This window comes from Microcoleus sp. AT9b-C3, from assembly GCF_036705485.1.
Lineage (GTDB): Bacteria > Cyanobacteriota > Cyanobacteriia > Cyanobacteriales > Microcoleaceae > Microcoleus.
Genome location: NZ_JAUBUR010000007.1, coordinates 89,126 through 112,216, shown reverse-complemented (window position 1 = coordinate 112,216; position 23,091 = coordinate 89,126). Strand labels below are relative to the sequence as shown.

Genomic DNA, 23,091 nt, shown 5'->3' with positions numbered 1-23,091 from the left:
GAAGGCAGACGCAGACTTCGTTTGTATAGTAGCGGTTTCAACCGCCGAATCATAAAGGGTATGGCAAACGCAGATTTGGTCTACTTTTCATATTAATTGAAATTGAGCTCTAAAATTTAAAAAGATTTTTTTTGTTCTTCAATTAACCAGTAAGTCAGCATTCTTCCTTTACCTTTAACCGGGATATGACCCCGTTCTTCCAAAACAAACTGCTCTTTCAAACGCTCGTAAGTCGCCGCTGTCACTTGAATTTTACCAGGCAATCCGTTAGATTCCATGCGTGAAGCAACATTAACAGTATCTCCCCACAAATCATAGCTAAATTTACTAATCCCAATAATTCCAGCCACCACCGAACCGCTGTGAATTCCGAGCCTCAATTGAAAATTTTCTCCCATTTTGGCATTAAACCTCCTCAAAGCTGCCTGCATCTCCAAAGCTAAAAGTGCGATCGCCTCAGAATGATCCTCCCGCGGCGTCGGCAAACCCCCAACCACCATGTAAGCATCCCCAATCGTCTTAATCTTTTCCAACCCGTGCAATTCAGACAACCTATCGAACTCAGAGAAAATCCCGTTCAAAATTTCTACCAACTGCGTCGGACTTTTGTGAGCCGAAAACTCTGTAAAACCCACCAAATCAGCAAACAAGACGCTCACATCATCAAAATGCTCCGCTATCAACTTTTGCTCTTTTTGTAAGCGCTCTGCAATAGGTTTCGGTAAAATATTCAGCAGCAATTTCTCTGTTTGCTCTTGCTGCAATTTCAGCGCTGCCTCAGCTTGTTTCCGCTGAATCAGCGAACCTAGCTGCGTAGCAACCGCGCTCACTAATTCCAACAAGCGCGGCTGACATTGCAGAACTTTTTCCCGATAAAAAATCAAAATAGCTAACACTTGGTTGTCGGCCAAAATTGGCACCCCAAAAGCCGCTTTCAATCCCACACTAACCGCAATTTCCGCGCGTAAAAAAACTTGTTCCGGTGCGGTAGAAACATCATCGATCCATTCAGACTGCTGCGACTGCCAAATCCTACCTGGGAGTCCCACACCGGGAGCAAAAATCAACTGCCAACTGGTTTGTCGGAATGCGGCAAAACTGGAGTCGCTGACGTACCTGCCTGTAGCGCATTTTAAAAAGCCCTCACTGCCAGGAATCCAAGCTTCGCCCAGATTCCATTCAATAGTTTGGCAAATTAAACCTAAAATCACATCTATAGCCGACTCAAAATCCTCAGATTTGCCAATAGCTTGAGTGGCATGCAGCAGCAATCTTGTTTCCATTTCCACCTGGTGGCGTTCAGCGATTTCCTGGTGCAACTGGATATTTTGAGCGGTCAATTTTTGATTTTTTTCTTGCAATTGCATTTGCAATAAACGCACAGTAAGTTGATTGCTCACTCGCGCCAATACTTCTTTCACCTGAAAAGGTTTGGTAATATAATCTGCTCCGCCCACTTCAAAAGCTTTTGCTTTATTTATTCCTTCTTCTAGCGCACTGAGAAAAATGATGGGAATTTCCCTAAATTGCGATTGTGCTTTTAATTTTTTACATAGTTCGTAACCGTCAATATCCGGCATCATAATATCAAGCAAAATCAAATCGGGGGGGCTAGATTGAATTGCATCTAACGCCGAAAAACCATTAGTAACAGGTCGAACTTTATAGCCATTTTTTTGCAAAATTCTAATCAACAAACGCAGATTATCTGGCGTATCGTCAACTACTAAAATATCTGCTTGATAGTTTTCAGTTTGTTCCGCCTTCATCTGCATTATCTGATTCCTCCGCCTCGGCAATTAAATTGAGAATTTTCTGGTAATCAAAATTATCGAGATGACCCTGGAGGATTTCCGCCAATTCAGGATGAGGCTCCCTTATTTCGTCGATTGTCCTGACAATTAAGTCAAAATCAGCACTGCGGATTACCTGCTTTATGTTGTCTATCCATTGTGCGGGAAGTCTAGGTAAATAAGCAAGCGCAGCATTAGGGATGGAGCCAGATAAATTATTGCGATCGCCTATTGAGATAAAATCCGTTGAGTTAGAGTAGAGATACTTAACCCCCAAATGTTTGGTCAGGGTATCAAATATATCTGTTTTGCGGAAAGGTTTGCTAATAAAATCGTCGCAGCCGACCAATAAAGCAAACGCTTGCCTTCCTTCAATTGTACTAGCTGTCAAAGCAATAATCTTTGGAATCGGGGAGTCGAGATGGGAAATATTCGTTTCCCCATTTCCTTGCTGCGGTTGCTCTCTCTGCTTAATTCTAGCCTTAATTTGTTTAGTAGCTTCGTAGCCGTCCATCACTGGCATTCGCACATCCATCAAAATTAAGTGCGGATGCCAATTTTCCCACATTTCTATTGCTTCCTGGCCGTTGGTGGCTTGTTCCACCGCGAAACCCAAAGGAGAAAGCATTTTGACTAAAAGTTGGCGGTTGTCTTCGCGATCGTCCACAATTAAAATCCGGTAGCACGGTTGATTGGGTTCCAACCCACTAACTTCGCGGTTAAGTTGCGGATCGGGAAGCTCAGCAGCATCAACTGCACCGACAGGAATTTCAAATTTAAAAGTAGTACCGACTTCCAGTTGACTTTCTACGACAATTTCTCCTCCCATCAGGCGGACAAATTGACGGCTGATCTTCAATCCTAAACCCGTGCCTTTCTGAATTTTTTGACCGGAAGCTGTTTGCACAAAAGCCTTAAAAATATTGCCCAATTCTTCGGGAGCAATGCCAACTCCTGTATCTTCAAGTTCAAAGAGAAGGAAAAAACTAGGCACAGTTAAGTCCTCAACATCAGGGCTGCATTCAACATTCGCAAAATCACTGCTAGTTCTTGAAAAATCCCGAATACTTCTTGTGGTATCAAAGCAAGCTGTGGGACTATCCAATAAATCCAAAAAACCTGATTTTTGTAACTTTGTAACTCTTAAGATAATTTCGCCTTTTTGGGTAAACTTAATCGCATTACTCAGAAGATTAATCAGCACTTGCCGCAGTTTAATATCATCGGTTCGCACGTACTGAGGAACGTCAGCCTCGCGCTGGAAATGCAACTGCAATTCTTCATTATGTACCCGCAGTTGAAACATATCTTGCAAATCGTCAAGCAAGCGGTAGAGGTCGAAGTTTTTCGGGTTGAGTGTCATCCGCCCCGCTTCAATTTTTGACAAATCTAAGACTTCATTGATCAAGGTCAGCAAGTGTTCGCCACTACGGCGAATAATTCTCATATTTTCTCGGTTTTCGAAAGTAAGATCCGGGCTGGGTTCCATGATTTGTGCAAAGCCGAGTATAGAATTGAGAGGGGTGCGTAACTCGTGGCTCATATTGGCAATAAACGTGCTTTTAGCTTTGTTTGCTGCTTCAGCAGCTAATGCAGCTTGTTGCAGTTGTTCTGTGCGTTCATCAATTTGGGCTTCTAAGGTGTGGTGGTATTCTGCTAGTATTTTTTCGGCTTGTTTGCGATCGCTAATATCTTGAAAAGCTGCGATCGCATAAACAATATTTCCGTTAGCGTCAAAAATCGGCGTGGTATTGATCTCGATCGCAATTCTTTTGCCATCTTGACGGATTTCTACATCGTCAACCTTGACAGATTCTCCTTTCAGTGCGCGCAAAATTGGCAGATTATCCGAGGGGTACAGCTCATCAGTATTGGCAACATAAAGCTGATAAGTGGCTGCTAATTGTTCCGCAGTGCTTTCCGGGATAGTGTCTGCACCCAGCAAATCCCGCGCTGCCTGGTTGAAATAGGCGATCGAGCCGTCGGGATGATAAACAGATACCCCCACTGGCAAAGCTTCTAAAAATTGACTCAGGCGGCTTTCACTCGCAGACAGGGCCTCATTTACTAGCTTTAACTCCTCGTTTACTTCTTGGCGTTTATGAATTTCATCTGTTAACTTTTGATCTTGCAAATAACTGTGAACTGCTTCCACTACCGTTAATTTTAAGTCTTCATTTTGCCAAGGTTTAGGGATATAACGGTACAATTTAGCATACTTTATAGCATTGCTCAGGGCTTCCAAATCTGCTTGCCCCGTTAGCATAATCGTCAGCGTCTCCGGCGAGCTTTCGTGAATTCTTCTGAGCAGTTCATCCCCTTTAATATCCGGCATGATATAATCGGAAAGCACCAAAGCAATCTCGTATTCATCTGCCTGCAAATCTGCCAGCAACTCTAAAGCATCAGCCCCCCCTTCAGCGGTTTCAATTATACACCGATCGCCGATCGCCTTTTTCAGTTCAATCTTTAAACTATTCAAAACGTCAGGTTCATCATCAATACAAACAATCACAGGTTTTTTCATAACTTAGCCAGCCCAGATTTTATAGTCTCTATTAAGTCTTTGCTTTCCCAGGGTTTGTACAAACAACAGTATAAATCTGCTTCTTCTACTGCCCGCTGAACAGCCGCTGCATCTGCTTGTCCTGTCAACATCACCTTAATAATTTTAGGATATTTTTGGTGAACTTTAATTAAAAGTTCGTCCCCTTTAATTCCCGGCATCAGCCAATCAGAAACAACCACAATCACCTCAGCTTCTTCTTGAAACTCCTCAAGTAAATCTAAAGCTTCATCACCACTTTCAGCTAATTCATAAAAATAATCATTTTTAAATTCATTTTTGAGCTGAATCTTGAGAGTATTCAAGATATCGGGTTCATCGTCAACGCAAAGAATTACAGGCTTATTCATCTTTTCCTCTCTGCTTAAATTTTAGTAGGTTTACCCACATGACTTGCTTTTACATTATTGATTTCCGGCAACGATGCAGGATATCTGCCCCCTATCTTATTTTAATAGGACTTCCGAAGATAAACCCGGTTTCTTGTAATAAATCTTGTATTTATCAGCGAGACAGCGACGGGTGTCACCGGGAATCAGCCCCCTGCAGGTAAGTTTTGTTTAATAAATAGGCAGCGAGACTGTAAAAGTTGTCTGCCCCGGTACAGAATCTACAGCGATTGTGCCTTCGTGTTTTTCCACAATTTTTCTCACAATATCCAATCCCAAACCGCTACCTTCGCCCGCAGATTTAGTCGTAAAAAACGGCTGAAAAATTTTGGGAATAACTTCTGAAGGAATACCTTTGCCGTTATCAGTAAACTTGAGGAAAATATTTGCCTCTTGCTGCCGAGTTTCAATCATCAAAATACCTTTATAATCCATGGCTTGCAGGGCATTATGAACGAGATTAGTCCAAACTTGATTTAAGTCATCGGGATAGCACATAATTTCGGGTAAATCTCCATAATTTTTAACTACTTCTATACCGTGTTTCAGTTGATTTTGATAAAGGGTTAACACCGTTTCAATGCCATCGTGCAAGTTCGCCTGGACTTTTTCTTGTTTGCTATCAAAATGAGCGTAGGTTTTTAGGGCAAATACTACTTTTCCCGACTTCGCTGTTGCTCTTTGGATCAGGCTAATACTTTTTTTAAAGCTCGCAAACTGGTAAGCACTATTTAAAACTACTTCCCAATCCGGCGATTTAAAAAGCGGCAAGAATTCTTCTATTTTTTCGTAGATTTCCATGTCAACTAAAGTATCCGCAATTTCCTCCGGCTTTTCAACAGATTCTGCCATCAAATCGCCAGTCAACTGCTGCTTAAATTTGCGTTTCTCTTTGCTTGTGAATAAAACTTCTTGATGGGTGGCTCTGTACAGTAAAGCTAAAAAATAAGCTTTGCTTTCGTCAGAAAGTTCTTGATAAATTTGAGGAAATTTCTCTAAAAAGTCGTCGGAAAAATTAGCTATATTATTAATAGAGGAACCTATAATGCCCAGGGGGGTATTGATTTCGTGAGCAATGCCGGCAATCAGTTGTCCCAGGGCTGCCATTTTTTCCGATTGAATCAAATGCTCTTGGGTGGCTTGCAGTTGGTGGAGGGCCGTTGCTAAATCTTGATTTTTTTCTTGCAAAGTTTGTTGCAGTGAACAAATTTTTAAATGAGTTTCTATCCGGGCTAAAACTTCTTCAACCTGAAACGGTTTAGTAATAAAGTCAACTCCGCCAACTGCAAAAGCTTTAACTTTATCTAGCACGTCATTGATCGCACTAATAAAAATAACAGGAATGTCTTTGGTTATTTCAGAAGCTTTGAGTTGCTGGCAAACTTGATAGCCGTCCATTTCCGGCATCATAATATCCAGTAGCACTAGATCCGGGGGTATTTTTTGAGCTGCCGACAATGCTAGCTTGCCATTGGGTACCGGGCGAACTTGATAGCCTTTTTCGCTCAAAATTCCTGTCAGCAGCCGCAGGTTTTCTGGGGTATCGTCCACTACTAAAATATTAGCTCGATTGGTTTTAGGTAAAGTTGAAGTCATCGGGTATTTACTGTTTCTCGCTGAGCTCGATTATGTTCAAAATTCTGTCATATTCAAAATTATTAATGCAATCTTGAAGCTTGCCCGCAAGAGAGGGATTGACAGTGCCGATTTGTGCGATCGAAGTTGCGATCGCCTCCATGTCTATACTCAAAATACTTTGCTTAAATTGGGCTATCCAGTCTGGAGAAAGAGAGGCGAAAGCCTCCGGTGTCAGCGCCTCCTCACTTGACTCCTCTACACCTGTGGCACTTAGTGCGGTTGGATCTTCATAAATATAGCGTACTCCTAAATGTTTCCCCATTGCCACAAAGATATCCTCCTCTCGGAACGGTTTCCGCATAAAATCATCGCAACCCGCCGAAAGAATCACCGCCCGTTCTTCCTCCAAAACACTAGCAGTTAGGGCCACAATCGCCGTTGCTTGTCCGCCAGTTGTAGTTTTAATCTGTTTCGTTGCCTCGTAGCCGTCCATGACAGGCATTCTCATGTCCATCCAAATCAGATGCGGTTCCCACTCCATAAAAATATCAACCGCTTCTTTACCGTTATTGGCTTCTCTCAACTCAAATCCGAGTGGACTGAGAAGTTTTACTAACAGTTGGCGGTTCAAAGGTTTGTCGTCCACAATTAGCAAGCGATAACTCGGTTGATTCGGTTCTAGGGCAACAACTCGACGTTGAGTTTTTTTGCTTTCAATATCACTAGCTTCAACCAGATGAACTTGGATGTCAAACTGAAATACTGCACCCTTTCCGATCTCGCTGCTAACAGTAATTTCACCTCCCATTAATTGTACGAACTGGCGGCTAATAGCTAAACCTAAACCCGTTCCTTCCTGAGAATCTTTACCTGTTTTCGTCTGCACGAATGCTTCAAACAACTGATGGATTTCCTCAGCAGCAATGCCTGCACCAGTATCTTGAACTTCAAAATGCAGCCAGTAGCGACCGGGTAATTGGTCAGTGCTGTTTTTATGTATATTCCGCCTTCCTCCTTTGACTTGCACCGACACTCCCCCTTCTGAAGTAAATTTAATTGCATTATTGAGCAAATTAATTAAGACTTGCCGCAATTTAACTTCATCAGTACAAATGTAATGGGGAACTTCGGCGTCTCTGTCGAAGATTAATTGCAAACCTTTTTGCTCAGCTCTGAGAGCAAACATATCTTCTAAATCGTCGATTAGTTGGTACAAATCGAAACTTTTTTCATTAATCGTGGTTCGTCCGGCTTCGATTTTTGATAAGTCTAAAACTTGGTTAATTAAAGCCAGTAAATGTTCGCCACTCCGCAGAATAATTCCGACATCTTCTTGATTTTCCTGAGACAACGTTTTACTGCGGATCATGACTTGAGCAAAGCCGATAACCGCGTTCAGGGGCGATCGCAATTCGTGACTCATATTGGCGAGAAAGGTACTTTTCGCTTTGTTTGCTGCTTCGGCCGCTTCTTTAGCCTGCTGCATTTTTATTTCCGCTTGTTTGTTATCAGTAATGTCTTTAATAAAACCTTCGTAGTAAAGTAAATTTCCTGCTTCATCGCAGACAGCGCGACAATTTTCCGAAATCCAGATTATGCTGCCATCTTTGCGGTAAATTTCCGATTCAAAGTTTGATAATATCCCGTACTCGTTCATCAGCGCTGCAAATTCGTCGCGGCGGTGGGGTTTTACATAAAGCTGGTTCTTAAAATTCGGCTGTGCTGCTATTAAATCAGCAGGCGAGTCGTAACCGTAGATGTTAGCTAAAGCGGGGTTAGCGCTGATGTATTTCCCGTCAACCGCAGTTTGAAAAATTCCATTCAAAGCATTTTCATAAATATTGCGGTACTTTTCTTCTGCTTCCCGCAGGGCAGTTTCTGCTTGTTGGCGCTCGGTAATATCGCTAGAAATCGACAAAAAACAAGCTTCTCCGTCAATATCGATGGTTTCTATCGACAGCAGCGCCGTTCTTTCTGTACCATTTTTATTGCGAAACCTCAGCTCATAATTGTGAAGAGCCGTTTTATTTTTTAACATTTGAATCATGCGATCGCGCTCTCCCAAACTCGCCCAAAAATTGAGTTCTACCGCTGTTTTGCCAATGATTTCTTCATGACTGTACCCCATCATCCGACAAAAGCTCTCATTGGCTTCTATGTGGCGACCATCGCTAATTCTAGTCAGAGTAATTGCATTAGGACTTAAACGAAAAGCTTTAGAAAACTTTTCTTTTGCCTTGGCAAGATCGGCGGTACGTTCGGCCACTTGCACTGCTAAATTCTCGTTGTATTCCTTTAATACTTTCTCGGCTAGTTTGCGTTCTGTAATATCTTGAAAAGCACACATCCCGTAGATAATATTTCCTTGAGCGTCATAAATAGGAGTTCCCCAAACTTGCAGGGGAACAGTTTTGTCAGTCGAGGAGATTTCAATGTCATCAACAGTTACACTTTTACCCTGCAAAGCATTTAAAATTGGGTCGCGTTCCGCCGGGTAAATTTCCTGAGTGCCAGCTAAATAAACTCGGTAGGATTGACGTAAAGTTTCGGAATCTGCTGGTACAATTCCTTGAGATAAAAGTTGCTCTCCGGTAGGATTAATGTAGTGAGGTTGACCGTTGGGTTCTGCAATAAAAATCCCTAGCGGTACTGCATTGAAGAATTGTTTTACTCGGTTTTCGCTTTCGGACAGAGAAGTAAATGAATGCTGCAATTGCTCGGCCATGCTGTTAAAAGCAGTGGCAAGTTCTCCGAGTTCATCTTCGCGATTGAGAGTGAGCTTTGTATCCCATTCGTTCTGCGCCAAAGCTTTCGCCGCTGCATTCAATCTTAAAATCGGCTGAACTACCCATTTAGCAGTAAGAATCCCCAGAATTGTCGCCCCCATCAAAGCTGCCAGCGACAGTAAAAAAGTCGTGCGCGTGTTGAGGTTAATTTGCTCCATAAAGTCAGACTCTGGTACAACTACTACAATCAGCCAATCCAACCCTCGATCGTCTTTAAAAGGAGCTACCTGAATAAAATTTCGCTTGCCGTCTACATCAAAAGTAAGTTGTTGAGAATTATTGATTTTAGCTAAGCTATCGTATGATTTATCTAAATATTGTGCAGTTTGGCTAATTACCGGATTCTCGCTTTCGGAAGCTTTAATGCGCCTTGTTTCTTTACCTTCCACCACGAATTCTGGACTCGCCGTTGAAGTAGCAATTAACATCCCCGATCGCTCCATGAGAAAAGTTTGCCCCGACTTACCAATTTTGAGGCTAACCAGAAATTCTTTGATTCGGGAAAACAGCAAATCGCTGCCAGCTACCCCTAACAACTTGCCAGCGTCATCGTAGATAGGCAAAGCAGCAGTAATTGCCAGTTCCCTCGTCAAAAAATCTGTATAAATTGGAGTCCAAATAGGTTTTTTAGCCGCAGCGGCAGCTATGTACCAAGGGCGAGTTCGCGGGTCGTAAATATTGGGTGAAATTTGCACTAATTGAAGGCGATTTCCCTGAGAATCCGCAGTATATCGAGCTAATTTATTGCCAGTAGATCTGTCAGCAGCCGATATCAAAATCCCATCTTTAGTGCGAATGGCTCCTGAATGTTCTCCATTTTCTTGGCCTGTGTAAATGATGCTTATAGAATCAAAATATTGAATTTGTTCTAGAAAATGATGTTCTAGTTTTTGGTTTTCTTCTAGGTTCAACTGTCCTAATTTTATCGCTTTAAGGTTCAGGTGATTGACAATGTGGGGAATTGACATATAACTTTCCATGCGGTCTTTGATGCGATCGCTAATTTCTCCCCGCAACTGAGCAGCTACATCGTTTACTGCCCGCTGACCGTTTTGGAAAGATAGCCAACCTACAACTCCTACCGTGCCGACAATTTGCACTAAAAAAGGAACCACGAGCACCGTTTGTAATGGAGCTTTGCCGATAAATTTTGTAGCCAAACGATTGAGGGGTTTAGGAAACATATTCATCCTCAGAGGAATTGGACATTGGGCATTGGGCATTGGGCATTGGTAATTGTTGGGAGTTTTGAGTGTAAATTATGTTCCCTTTGCCCTTCCTTTTATCCTGATGCTGTAGTTTAATGACTACAGTAAAGTCTATCAATTTAGCTCAATATAGCGTATTTATACTCCAACTTTTTTCTTAACTACGGATAGAGATAATTTTGTGCGATCGACCTAAATCGAAATTATCTTATCGGAAGTAGGGTGCGCATTGCGCACCGGTGCGCATTGCGCACCCTACATATAGAGTAATATGGTTAATTTAGCACCGGTGCGCATTGCGCACTACATATAGAGTAATATGGTTAATTTAGCACCGGTGCGCATTGCTACATATAGAGTAATATGGTTAATTTAGTGCTTTCAATCGGTTTCAGCAATCATCAATATCCTAACTACCGAGAAGGTTGCTATATCTTGCACTATTGTCAATAAGGCTTTGAGGGGCGAGATATCCGGCCCACCCCACAATAAAATTCACTCTTTGTGGGACAAGTCCGAAAGGCCTGTTAAGCCAGAATATTGCAACATCTCAGTTTGAACCAAGAGTAGCTAAAGAAGAACTCCGCCCAAAAATCGGTATTTACCGGCGATTCAACTCCCTCCTTTCGCCGTAACGTAAAAGCATATCCAAACTCTCCAAACGATTTTGCCAAGTTTGCACCTGATAGCTATTTTCGGCAGAATGCAAGCGCATCGAAGATTGAAATTGAGATTGAAAACTCCCCAACAATCTTTTAGCAGTTGCTAAACTTTCTCTAGAAGGATTTGCCGCCAACTTGCTCAAAGCTTGCGCCAATTCATCGGCTCGACTTTGCAAAACTTGCAGTTCCGATTCCGACATCCGCAACTGATTGTTAGCCAACAAAAAACTCCATTCCTGCTTGAGAGCAGTATACCGCGAAGCGGCCGCCGCAAACGGCTGTCGGTAAGGAATCGGTTCCGCAGCAGAAGTGGAACGCACCGGCGGGCCTTGAGTGCGGTTAAAAAACCCCTGCATCCCGCTGCTGATACTTTCCACCGCAAAAATAGCATAGCCTCCTGTCGGCAAATCGCGCAAAGCTTGAATTTGGTCGATCGCCACAACTTCCGGGAGAGTCAACAACTTAACCGACGGAGAAATCAAAGCCGAACCCAGAATTTGTTCATTTACCAGCGGTTCGGTAATGCGCTGAAGTCGGTTCGTATCCAAAGCATAAGTCATCGGCACAATCAAATCTACAATGCCCTGACGAGCCCAAACTTCCCAATTTTGCTGAATTTTGTAAATCCGCTGACTTTCCGGGTGCGGAAACACCGCCACCGACAGAATTGTGCGCGGATAATTCTGCCGCAAAAGCTGAGAAACTTCAGCTACAAAACTATTAATTTGATTAGTTTTAAACTCAACCCACTGCCGCCACAAACTGCCGTTCCTGGGGGAAATATTCACCGGATCAGCACCAGTCAACTGCCTAAATTGCTGCCTCGCCGCAATACCGTAACCGTAAGTAAAATTCGCATTGTCATCTTGAAAAGGATAGCGAATGTAGTCTAATTGCACCCCATCTACTTTGTAGTTATTAGCAATTTCGCTGACAATTTGTAGCAAATAATTACGCGCTTCCGGGTTTGCCGGATCGAGATAAAATTTGCCATCATTAGGATTTTGGGTGCGTCCTTTATTGTCAATATTCGCCCACTGTGGATGGGCGGAAAGCACAGGTCCCGGATAAGAATTAGGCTGGCCAATTAAAGTATTGTGGCGCTTATTTCCTGTGGCAAAAACCCAAACCCAAGCGTGCAGTTCCATGCCTCGCTCGTGAGCTAATTTAACCGCAGATGCCAGCGGGTCCCAGCCAACTGTTAGGGGATTTTGTTGCGGTGCAACTTGACTGGGATAAATCGTATATCCGGCATTCAAAGTTTCAAAGAAAACGGTATTGATACCGGCGGCGGCGAGTCGATCGAACACTGCCGCCAAACCCTGTTCCGATCGCGCTGCGACGATCGTCCCGCGATCGAGCCAAACCGCCCGAATTTCCGCCCCAACGCGCTGTCCTTCCTTCGGGTAATTTTCCCACAGCAACTGCCGCGCTTCCACCCACTGCTTTCTAGCCTCCGCGTAGTTTTGCTGTTGCAGGAGTTGGTCAAAAGTTTGCAAAACCTGCCGCGCTTGGGCGATCGCCCGTCCCCTGATCGCTTGCAGAACAGGGGGGCGACTGGCTGCCGGGCTGCCTCCGCCCTGTTCTGCAGCCACCAGTTGAGGGGAGGTAGCAGCATTGAGATTGATGGCGGTATTGGCTGAATTAGATGCTGTCAGGGCGCTTTCAAACCTGCCGAGGAGGTTAGTGAGTTCTTGGCGCATCAAGTACGCTTCAATGCTGACGATCGGCTTATTGGAATTTGGCTGCACGTCCAAACCCGCCGGCGCCGACTGATCCGAAGGATCTGTAAAAGTTGCAGGAACTGGATCGGGAAGCGAGGTAGAGGGAGAAAGTCGGCTCAGCGGGGTAGTACGCGGCGAACTAGGGCTGTTTCTAGTGACTCTGGAGGGGGGAGTTGGCAGTGGGGTCGCGGCAGCGGTGGGCGGCGCGGAGGACTGCGGAGCGATCGTGCCTCCCCAGCGGGCGATCGAGGCTTGCAGCCAAGCCTTATCTACATTTGCCGAACCGTCGCTACCCCAGCGCCAGCCGAGATAGGTAGCGCGATCCGTGGCGATGGCTGCGGAGGAACCGGAACTATCTTTCCAAGTAGCAATAGTTTGACTGTTTGCATCAGCCGGAATCAAGACACCGCCTTGGACTGAAGCATTTTTTTGTTCTGGTGGCATCCAACTGCTAGAAGTAGTGCAAGCAAGATCGCGGCAGCGCGTGCGGGGTTGCGGGGTAGCCGGTTGGGTTAACGGAAAAGCCCAATAGGCCCCAAGGAGCGATCGCAAAGATTGGCGCACCAAGGCCGGGGAACTGCGGCCGACAGGGCCCGAAGCAATCAAGCGGCCACCCTGGGATGCCCAAGCTTCTAAAACTTTAATTTGCGTCGGACTCAAAGTTTCAATGTTGGGCAAAAACAGCACGTTAACGCCTGTTAAATCCGCCGTACTTTTGATTTCTTCCAGATTGATTGGTTTGTAAGCAATGCCGCTTTCCCAGAGGCGCGTGGTAATCTTTACCCAGTCGGGAGAATTCTCGGAACTGCGAACAACGCCCAGAACTACTTCTGCGAAACTGGGAGAGGGAAATAGGATGAAGAGATTGAGTAATGTACTTGCTAGAGTTCCAATTAAGACTCTTTGCAAGAAAGTGAAAAAGCGAATTTTTTGAGCCTGGGAGCAGGCATCAGGCATTTGAGGAGACTTTTTGATTTGTTGCATCATAAATATGAGAATTACCCAGCGCACCGCTAGACAAAAATTCAATAACAATTAAGAGCGAGCGATCGATCCGCACCATACAATTTTCTATCCTGCCCTGCAACCTGAATCAGGAAAAAGTGCGATCGATCGATTTTAGATTTTAGATTTTGGATTTTAGATTTTAGATTTTAGATTTAAATCTGGGTCTATTCCTCATGACAGTTGACAGGTGACTGTTTGGTCATTTGGGCATTTGAACAATACCGATGCAACCGGAAACAATTTTAGATTAAAACCTGGGTGCATTTGGGTTGAAAAACCAAAAATACAATTTAGATGCCCGACAGCTTACAGCCAACCGCCAACTGTCAACAGTCAACTGTCAACAATTTTCTAAGTTGCAGCTTCATTCACCGGGAATCGATCGATTAACTGCATCGCCCGACAAGCATTCCTCCGCAAAGCATCCGAAACATGAGGAACATGAGGAATCTGAGACAAGAAATCCAAAGTGCGGCGCAAAATCCGCACCACATCCCCTTCATCCAAACTCGTATGGCTAATCAGTTCCAGCCATTCAACTCCCAGAGCCCACTGTTCGACCAAAGTAACTAAATCCCGTTCCAGCCAAATCGGGATTGCAGCTTCGTGACGGTACTGAACTTGGAACAATCGGCGGCGCAGGCCTTTTTGGAGATTGTCCAAAGGTGCCAAAACTTCCGGCGACAGCGAGTAGTGAGTCCAACTGTCCGGCCTGGAAACTTCTGTAACTAAGGCCGCGCAAGCAGCAGCGAGGTGGTGGGGGTCGAGTTCGTCAAACTCAGCCGACATCAGGGACAAACCCAGCCACAGTTCGTTATCGCCGCGAATGGCGGCACAAGCTTGACCTAAGATTGTGGGCACTAACCTGTCGGAGGAGTCATCGCGGTTTCCAGTTGCCGAAACTACTCTTTCCAAGCAGCCGAAATTCAGCAAGATGTCGATTAAGTTGAGAAATTGCTCCCAGTAGCGAGCTCGCTGCTTTTCTAACTCTTGTTCGCTTTTACGGATTTCTTTTTTCAATTCTTCCCGGCGGCGCTGGCGTTTGAGCAAAGTACCGGGATTGCCCCATTCTAGAACCGGGTGAATTTCTAGCTTAGCTTCTACGGCGGCGATTTTCTGCTGTTGCTCGATCGCCTCTGGGCTCGGTTCCGGTGCGGGCAATTGTGGGATCGATGCAGCAATTGAAGCAGTTTCTTCAGTTCCCAAACGGCACTGGCCGAGTCTCAGAGCCATTTCCGGCGGCGGGTTCAAGGTATCTGCAACGCTCAAGCGGGGTAATTCGGCGTGCAGGCTAGCGACATCGCTAATGGCGACGATATACCAGCGGTTATCTTTGCCCAAGCACACTAAATTTGGTGCTTGGCCGGAACCTGCGATTTTGGCAACCAATACGGCGGGTACAGGATTTGTGTGCGATCGTTTTGCTGTCGGAACGTGCTTGCCTTTGAGACTCAGAACCGTGCCGAGCACTGCAAAAGCCACAGCTACGGACATCTCCTTAAATCTGGCTTCTTCAGCTTGCTGCAAGAGAATTTTGAGCAACCGTTTGTCTTCTTTGAGTCTTGCCTGCAATTTTTCGTAATGGGCGAGCTCTTTTTCCAGGGTGGACACATTTCCTCCCGCAGCCAAGGACTGTTCGAGCACCGCCAATTCTGTTTGCACCCGGTCTAATTCTGATTGCTGCGGCTGCAAGTACAAGGTAGACAGGTATTGACCAAAACTCCGCTCTACCAACTCTTGAGCTTCGTCGAGAGTGTGAGTTTGCAGCAAATTCAGCACCATGCCGTAGCTGGGCGTAAACTGACTGGCGAGGGGGTCGGCTTTGGCTGTGGCCAAATAAGAGGCTTCTTTTGCGCCTTCAAAGCGCGTCTGAACTGCGACGACGTGCCCCAGCTTGTCCATGCCGCGCCGACCCGCCCGACCGGCCATTTGCAGGAATTCTGAAGCGTTTAGCAGTCGGTGTCCCTTGTCGGTGCGCTTGGACAGGGTGGAAATGACTGTGGTGCGGGCGGGCATATTAATCCCGGCTGCTAGGGTTTCGGTGGCAAATACGACTTTAATCAAACCTCTGCCGAAGAGTTCTTCTACTAAACCTTTCCAAGCGGGCAAAATGCCTGCGTGGTGGGCGGCGATGCCTTTTAAAAGAGCTTCTTTTTGACCGAAGCGTTCTGCTTCTGGGTTTCGCTGTAAAAAATCGTCAATGATGCGTTTGAGTTCGGCTGTTTCGGCTTCGTTAACTAGGGAGAAATTGCCGACTTCTGCGACTGCTTGGTCGCACCCGCGACGGCTGAAGATGAAGTAAATTGCTGGTAGCATATCTCGATCGTCCAACCGCGCCAAAACATCGGTCAAACTCGGAGTGGGAATGCTGCCTCTTTCTACTTTTTGCTGCTTCTTTTTGGGGACTAACCGGATATTCGCTCTTTTGCCGGTCTCGTCTAGCAGGGGAAATATCCCTTTTTGGTTGGCGAAGTGGAATTGCAGCGGCACTGGCCGAAAGTCTGAGTAGACGAGCTCTGTGGGCCCGTGGACTTTGTTAATCCAGTCTGTGAGTTGCTCGCTATTGGCAACGGTTGCTGAGAGGGCGAGAAGTTGAATTTCGCTCGAACAGTAGATGATGGATTCTTCCCAGACGGTACCGCGCTGGCGATCGTTCATGTAGTGACACTCGTCGAGCACCACGGTTTCGACTCCGGTGAGGGAAGTACCGACTTCTCCGATCGGCGTACCGTAGAGCATATTCCGAAATATTTCGGTAGTCATCACCAAAATCGGCGCATCTCGATTGACGGAGATGTCGCCGGTGAGCAAACCTACGTTGTCGTCTCCAAATTGACTGCGGAAGTCGCGCAGCTTTTGGTTAGAGAGTGCTTTGAGGGGAGTGGTATAGAAGACGCGCCGCCCCCTGGAAAGTGCTTGATGGATGGCGTATTCCCCGATTAACGTTTTCCCAGAGCCTGTGGGAGCGCACACGACAACGGATTTACCTGCATCGAGGGCGGCGATCGCCTCTCTCTGAAAGTTATCTAGCTCGAAGGGAAATATGGTCTTCAGATCCAGCTCTGGGCGGTTCTGGGCAGTGTCTGGCACAAGGATTATTATAAGGTTTCAGGGTAAGTATGCTTAAATCTTGCTGAAAGCAAGTCAGCAGAGGACTGTACTGATTTTAAACCTTCGTCAGCAAATCGGCTATTAAGGAATAAGTCTGTTGGCAGTTGGCAGTTGGCACAAGAAAGAAAAAATTTTTGCCTTCTTCCCTATTCTCTGTTCCTTCTTCCTTCTTCCTTCTTCCCTCTTCTCTCTTCCTTCTCTATGATTCCAGTTATTTCGACTATTCCTGTGGTGCAGCTTGTTTCGGGCGATCGGCTTTCACTGCAAGTCTATCAGTTCCAAGGTGCCGTTCCTGAAACAAAAGGTTATATCTAGCATGATCTTAACAAAGAATATAAATCAAGAATTACGCCCCAAGTGTTTTGACACGCTATTTATGGCGTAAGGTGCGTACTGCACACCCTATTTATAGGGTGTATGTGTAAGTCGTGTAAATCTCAGAAACTTCACGGTTTTTTTATATGAAAATTCTCAAAAATCGCAGGTTGCGGCTCCGCATCGCCCTTGTTTTGCCCTTTGTATTGCAGATCGCTGGAACTGTGGGCTTAGTCAGTTATTTGTCTTTTCGCAGCGGTCAAAAAGCGGTTAATGATCTAGCAGCGCAATTACGCTATGAACTCACTGCCCGGATTGATGGAGAACTCAGAAAATATCTAGGTAACACCCACGCTTTTAATCAGTTGAATGGAGCAGCTTTTTCTGAGAATAGTTTTGACATGGTTAATGCCAGCAATGCCAAGCAATTTCTCACCCAGGTACAAATTTCTACCTTTATTGATTCATCCTACTGCGGTGACTCCCAAGGGCAATATCTGGGGGCATCTCGCCTGTTTTATCAAGGTTCTGCAACAGTCGCCATGTCTGTTAGCAATCAAGAGAGCGACTACAATTTTTACTATTATGGTATGGATAGTCGGGGCAATCGGCAGCAGTTGCTAGAAAAACGCCACCCCTACGATCCGCGCAAACGTCCTTGGTACATTGCCGCCATAGAAGCAAAACGACAGATTTGGAGTGAGGTTTACCTGGATTTTAGCAGCGGATTGCCCACGATTACAGCTAGCGAGCCAGTGTACGATAGTAGGGGAAACATCTTAGGGGTTTGTGCCACGGATGTGGTGCTTTTAGAAGATTTAAGGAAATTTTTAGCTAGTCTGGCAATTGGCAAAACAGGTCATGCTTTCATTATGGATCGCAAAGGCTCCATGCTTTCTAGCTCCACCAATGAACCTCTGACTGTGGGCAAAGAAGAAAATGCCAAGCTGGTGATGGCGATTCAAAGCGAAGAACCCGTAGTCAGAGAAACAGCCCAATATTTGCAGCAGCATTTTGGCAGCTTCGATCGCATTGAAAGATCGCAACAAGGCGATTACCTACTCAACGGTAAGCGACAGTTCGTGCAGGTATCCCCCCTCAACGATGGCAAAGGTATTGATTGGCTGATTGCGGTGGTGATTCCAGAAGCAGATTTTATGGCACAAATCTCTGAAAACACCCAATATACGATCGTGCTAGTTTTAATAGCCTTATTCGTCGCGATCGCGATCGGTATTCTCACTGCCCGTTGGATTACTCACCCATTATTAAAACTTGCTGAGGCATCTCAAGAAGTTGCCAGAGGTAATCTAGACCAAAAAGTTGAGGCTGGCTCGATTAAGGAAGTTGCTATTGTGGCTGATTCTTTCAACAGCATGACCGACAAACTCAAGGAATCCGTAAAAGCCCTACGCTTAGCTAATGAGGAGTTAGAAAATCGAGTGGAAATCCGCACGGCACAACTACGCCAAGAAAAGGAGCGCTCGGAACAGCTTTTACTTAATATTCTACCTGCCGAAATTGCCGAGCGCTTGAAACGGGCAGAATCTCCCACAGAACATTTTGAAGAAGTGACGATTCTCTTTGCTGATATTGTTGGTTTCACCAGTCTCTCAGCCCAAATGGAACCTATGCAATTAGTTGCCGGATTGAACCAAATTTTTTCGGCTTTTGATGAGTTGACGGAAAAGTACGGTTTAGAAAAAATTAAAACTATTGGTGATGCTTACATGGTGGTGGGTGGATTGCCAATCGCCCGTGAGGATCATGCCAGGGCGATCGCGGATATGGCTTTAGAAATGCAGGCTTACATGAAAACAATACCCAACAATTTAGGAAATTCACTACAAATACGGATTGGCATTAACAGTGGCCCCGTCATTGCGGGAGTGATTGGCATCAAGAAGTTTATTTATGACTTGTGGGGAGATGCCGTTAATGTCGCTTCTCGCATGGAGTCTCACGGTAAACCGGACTATATTCAGGTAACAGAGACCACCTATTCTCATTTGAAAGATCTGTATGTGCTGGAACCAAGAGGTACTATTTCTATTAAGGGTCGGGGAGAAATGATTACTTACTGGTTAATCTGTCCAAAAACCTAGAAGCCGATCAATGCTTCAATTGGGAAGATTGGTTTTGCCAAGTCTCACCTGCCTTTCTAAACGTGTTCCCTCTCTCCGAGTCTTGTCTATGATTCCTGTTATTTCGACTATTCCTGTGGTGCAGCTTGCTTCGGGCGATCGGCTTTCACTGCAAGTCTATCAGTTCCAGGGTGCGATTCCCGGCAAAAAAGCTTATCTCCAATCTAACCTCCACGGCGCTGAGATTAGCGGTAATGCTGTGATTCATCAATTAATTGAGTTTTTAATGTCTTTGGACAGCAGCCAGTTAAGCGGGGAAATTTGGCTAGTTCCTGTTTGCAATCCTGTCGGTGTCAGCCAGCGATCGCACCATTTTTCTCCTGGTCGCTACAATCTTTATGATGGGGTAAATTGGAACCGGATTTTCTGGGATTTTGAAAAACAAGGGGAAGATATTCTGGGTTTTGCTAAGTCTCACATCCATCTCGATGCTGATACTGTCAAAGTTAATTACAGAAAAGCGAGTGCTTTGAGTTTTGCGAAAGAGTTGGAAAAAATTAACGCTCCTAGTTGCCGCCCCTACAGCGAACTTTACCGATATCAGCTACAATCTTTGTGTTTGGATGCTGACTACGTGCTGGACTTGCACAGTTCTACGAATCAAAGTTTAGATTACCTTTACTGTTTTACTTCCCGCGAGGAGAGTGCAAAAGCTTTTTTGCTCGATCGCGCAATCTTGATGAACGAGTACGACGGCGATGCTTTTGACGAGGCGTTTCTCAAGCCTTGGCTGGCTTTGGAGAAGATTTTAGCAGAGTTGGGAAGTGCACTGAAATTTGACGTGGAAGCTTGGACTTTAGAATTAGGTTCGGGGATGGAAATGAATCCCCAGTCGGTGGCGAATGGCTTGCGGGGAATCAAAAATTACTTAGCAAGTAAGGGTTTATTGAAAATAGATGGATTTCCTCTCCCGGAAACAGCGGCGCATCAAGTTATTTTCACCCCCAAGAATTCAGTGTTCAAATACTACGCGCCCGCGGGCGGGATGATTCAAAATCGAGTGGAGTTGGGGAGTGATGTCAAAAAGGGCGATCGGCTTTATCAAATTCTCAGCTTTAATAAGAATGGGGAATTTCCGAGTTTGGTTGATGTTTGTGCTGAGTCGGATGTTTTCATTTTTGATGTTTCGACAAATCAGTCAGTAAATCAAGGAGAGTATGTATTGTCTGTGATGGCAGATTGAGAATACCAAGAAAGCCGGTTTCTTCAATAAACCGGCTTTCTGAAAACCTATGGGTAGTCGAACCATAAATTACGATATACTCTTGAATAGTGCTTGTTTAAATTACGCCACATTTGTATAATAAATATCAGGATTGTCAATTAAAGCGCGCTCGATAACCGTGGCTAGCGGTTGAGGAATTGCAGAATTGCGATCGCACACAGGAACCACATCATTTTGTAAAATCGCCAAAAACGAGTCTTGACCCTGCAAATTTCGCGGGGAATATCGCGTTATCCTCACATACAAACAAGCCGCTTGATTTGCGATTTTGGATTATAAAAACTTCTACTCCTCCCCTTAGCAAGGGGGGAGTAGAAGTTTTTAGGGTGCGTCAGTGGGGAGATTCTCGATTGTGGAGAAGATAAGGCACACTGACGCACTCTACAATTTAAGGGGACGGTTTATGGTTGAATGAAAATACCGATCGCATTATGAACTCTCGCAGCAGTTGAGGGAGGTCGATCGAGCAAACTACCTCCCAAATACAAACTCGTCGAACTTCCCCCATCCAAATTTAAAGCCTCCACAGCACCCATTTGCTGCAATATCTGCGCCAGTTCTGCGAAATTTGGCCCCGCCCCGCCCGCACGATTGTGCACGGCTACAATCAGCAAATTCCCCGCAGCATTTCGCCCGATCGCACTTCTAATTGCTGTCTGTCTAACATAGGCATCACTAAACCCTTCCGCCTTCGCATCCAGCACAACTCGACTGTTTTGTACCAACACCGGCCCGCCGCCGATAATGTAAGGAAAACGGTTAAAATCAGCAGGAAAAGTGTTAGTTTCCAGACGCAATAATGTACCGGGAGTGAATTGAGAGGTCGGCGAAAAATCGGAACGCAAAGCCAAAATATAACCGTTAGCTGGAATGGGAAAAGTTGTTGTTCCCGGCGCACCTCCGGGGGATTGGCTGACAACTTGCTCGCCCGCAACTGTCACAACTATTTCATTGCCCGACAACGGAGTATAAGTTGTTCCCCAATCCGAATTGTAGCGACCAATTCCCGATTGCACGTAGGCACTATTGAGATGAGAAACAGGCAAAAATTGATTTGCCGGAGTGATCAAAATTTCTTGCAAAGTCAAACGATCGAACGCAAATTCTCCCCGATCGTTCCAGGCGATCGCCCCCCGGTTCAATATCGGCCCGGAAAGCCATTTATTGTCACGCCGAATTGCCCCTAAAGCTAAGCGATTAATTCGATTAAAAAAACCTGCATTAATCGCCGCACCCACTCCCGAAACTTCTGCTGTTTGCAATAAAGGTGCAGTGCCTTGATCAGCAGGCGGATTGCTGAGAATTGGTCGAATTTTTACACCGGATTGACGCGGATTAACTTCTAACCAAACTACAGGAAAACGAGCAGTTCCTAAATTCTGATACTGCTGTCGCCACTGCACACCAGGCGCCCAAACAATGTTTTTTTCTACTAACGAATCTGGCCGAATGTCGATAACTAATCGATTGGGATTTCCCAGGCTGAAAACTTGCGGGCGCCAACCTAAAGGAATCTTCACTTTGACTTTGGTTCGATCGCCGTCAGGTTCGACTTTTAGTGATAGCAATTGTTGGCTGGTTTGAAAAGTGTCCTGAAGTAAGGCGGGAGGGACTTTGGCATCGATCGCGATCGACCATTCTTGACCGGCGATCGGCGCTGCGGGCGTTATTTGCAGCGGGAGAGTGGGTTTGGTTGGGTCGTCTGGTGTTTCGCGGTTTGGCGCTGCGGGGGTGATTGGCAGCGGGATAACGGGCTTTGTGGGGTCGTCGGGGGGGTTGGGTGTGGGTGTCGGCGACGGGCTTGGTTTATCGACAAAGTTGACTTGCCAAGGGGCGGGGCGATCGATATCTACAACAATGCGATCGCCCGATTCTATTTCTGCTTGCCGAATTCCGGTAACACTTGCAGTTTGAGAAGTAATTTTTAGAATATTCCCATCAGCAGATATCTCCCAGCCCGCAAGTCTAGCCAAATCAGTAACATCTAAGTAACGATACGGGCCTGTTGCCCGCGCTGCTAAGCTTTGAGGGCCAGTTAAAGATACCGAAAACCACTGCACCGGTTGTTGGGCACTGTCGGCGCTGCTGAGCAAATCAACTCCCGCACTTTGCATCAATCCAACGTCAGCAATCCAAGTTCGGAAATTCGCAGAAGTGCTGTTTGTCGGCTGCTGAGTCCAAGCTAGGGGCAGAATGCGGCCGTTTAGAGACACTTGGCGGCCTTGTCTAATTATCGAAGATGGCGGAACAGATTGAGCCAAAAGCCTAGAGTCCGACAGGGGTTTCAATCCCTGTCTCATAGTTAAAGTTTTCTCAAGAGAACTATGGCTCAATATTTCAGTCGGTTTTAACCGACTTTTGCTATCAGCCAGGGAATTCATTCCCTGGCGGGTTCTCGAAGCATGAATCAGGGCAGCCCTCTCCCCCTCTTGTGCTCTTGCGGGTTGATTCCAGACTAAAGACGGGGCGATCGCCAGTACGGGTAAAATCGAAACTGACAATATTAGACGCCAATAAGATAAATTACGTTTCACAGCTTAAAACTCACACTTTCACTTCTAAACGCATGGGGATTTAGAAAC

At 45.5% G+C, this 23,091-nt stretch carries 12 protein-coding genes; 3 read left to right on the top strand and 9 right to left on the bottom strand.

The window, feature by feature from the left end:
- Positions 1-116 precede the first annotated feature (116 nt).
- The 7 genes from QUB77_RS08965 to QUB77_RS08935 all read right to left on the bottom strand — a co-directional run bounded on the left by QUB77_RS08965 (position 117) and on the right by QUB77_RS08935 (position 16,804).
- Positions 117-1,775 (bottom strand): adenylate/guanylate cyclase domain-containing protein, encoded by a 1,659-nt coding sequence (locus QUB77_RS08965; RefSeq protein ID WP_333171503.1) that lies wholly within the window; start codon positions 1,773-1,775, stop codon positions 117-119.
- Positions 1,750-4,320 carry a response regulator gene (locus tag QUB77_RS08960; RefSeq protein WP_333171501.1) on the bottom strand — a complete coding sequence of 857 codons (2,571 nt, stop codon included), beginning with the start codon at positions 4,318-4,320 and terminating at the stop codon, positions 1,750-1,752. The genes QUB77_RS08965 and QUB77_RS08960 overlap by 26 nt, the downstream gene beginning before the upstream one ends.
- A complete protein-coding gene (locus QUB77_RS08955; protein WP_333171499.1) occupies positions 4,317-4,709 on the bottom strand; it encodes a response regulator in 393 nt (130 codons plus the stop codon). Before QUB77_RS08955 ends, QUB77_RS08960 begins: the two co-directional genes overlap by 4 nt.
- 210 nt (positions 4,710-4,919) lie before the next feature.
- The gene (locus QUB77_RS08950; RefSeq protein ID WP_333171497.1) at positions 4,920-6,344 is read right to left on the bottom strand and encodes a response regulator; all 1,425 of its coding nucleotides are present in this window, start codon (positions 6,342-6,344) and stop codon (positions 4,920-4,922) included.
- Between the two features lie 7 nt (positions 6,345-6,351).
- Positions 6,352-10,296 (bottom strand): PAS domain S-box protein, encoded by a 3,945-nt coding sequence (locus QUB77_RS08945; RefSeq protein ID WP_333171495.1) that lies wholly within the window; start codon positions 10,294-10,296, stop codon positions 6,352-6,354.
- Positions 10,297-10,921: 625 nt separating this feature from the next.
- Entirely contained in the window at positions 10,922-13,663 is a 2,742-nt protein-coding gene (locus QUB77_RS08940) for a family 10 glycosylhydrolase (RefSeq protein WP_445251722.1), read from the bottom strand.
- A gap of 402 nt (positions 13,664-14,065) precedes the next feature.
- The gene (locus QUB77_RS08935) at positions 14,066-16,804 is read right to left on the bottom strand and encodes a DEAD/DEAH box helicase (RefSeq protein WP_333171491.1); all 2,739 of its coding nucleotides are present in this window, start codon (positions 16,802-16,804) and stop codon (positions 14,066-14,068) included.
- A gap of 132 nt (positions 16,805-16,936) precedes the next feature.
- On the opposite strand from QUB77_RS08935, the gene QUB77_RS08930 reads away from it, so the two are divergent.
- The 3 genes from QUB77_RS08930 to QUB77_RS08920 all read left to right on the top strand — a co-directional run bounded on the left by QUB77_RS08930 (position 16,937) and on the right by QUB77_RS08920 (position 20,467).
- Positions 16,937-17,140: a hypothetical protein gene (locus tag QUB77_RS08930; protein ID WP_333322938.1), complete on the top strand. Its 204-nt coding sequence runs from the start codon at positions 16,937-16,939 to the stop codon at positions 17,138-17,140.
- 146 nt (positions 17,141-17,286) lie between these two features.
- Entirely contained in the window at positions 17,287-19,245 is a 1,959-nt protein-coding gene (locus tag QUB77_RS08925; RefSeq protein ID WP_333171488.1) for an adenylate/guanylate cyclase domain-containing protein, read from the top strand.
- Positions 19,246-19,333: 88 nt separating this feature from the next.
- Entirely contained in the window at positions 19,334-20,467 is a 1,134-nt protein-coding gene (locus QUB77_RS08920; protein ID WP_333171485.1) for a succinylglutamate desuccinylase/aspartoacylase family protein, read from the top strand.
- A 102-nt stretch (positions 20,468-20,569) separates the two neighbouring features.
- On the opposite strand, the gene QUB77_RS08915 is transcribed toward QUB77_RS08920, so the two are convergent.
- Both QUB77_RS08915 and QUB77_RS08910 read right to left on the bottom strand, forming a co-directional pair.
- Positions 20,570-20,698 (bottom strand): hypothetical protein, encoded by a 129-nt coding sequence (locus QUB77_RS08915; protein ID WP_333171483.1) that lies wholly within the window; start codon positions 20,696-20,698, stop codon positions 20,570-20,572.
- A gap of 212 nt (positions 20,699-20,910) precedes the next feature.
- Positions 20,911-23,043 (bottom strand): phosphodiester glycosidase family protein, encoded by a 2,133-nt coding sequence (locus QUB77_RS08910; protein WP_333171480.1) that lies wholly within the window; start codon positions 23,041-23,043, stop codon positions 20,911-20,913.
- Between the last annotated feature and the right edge of the window lie 48 nt (positions 23,044-23,091).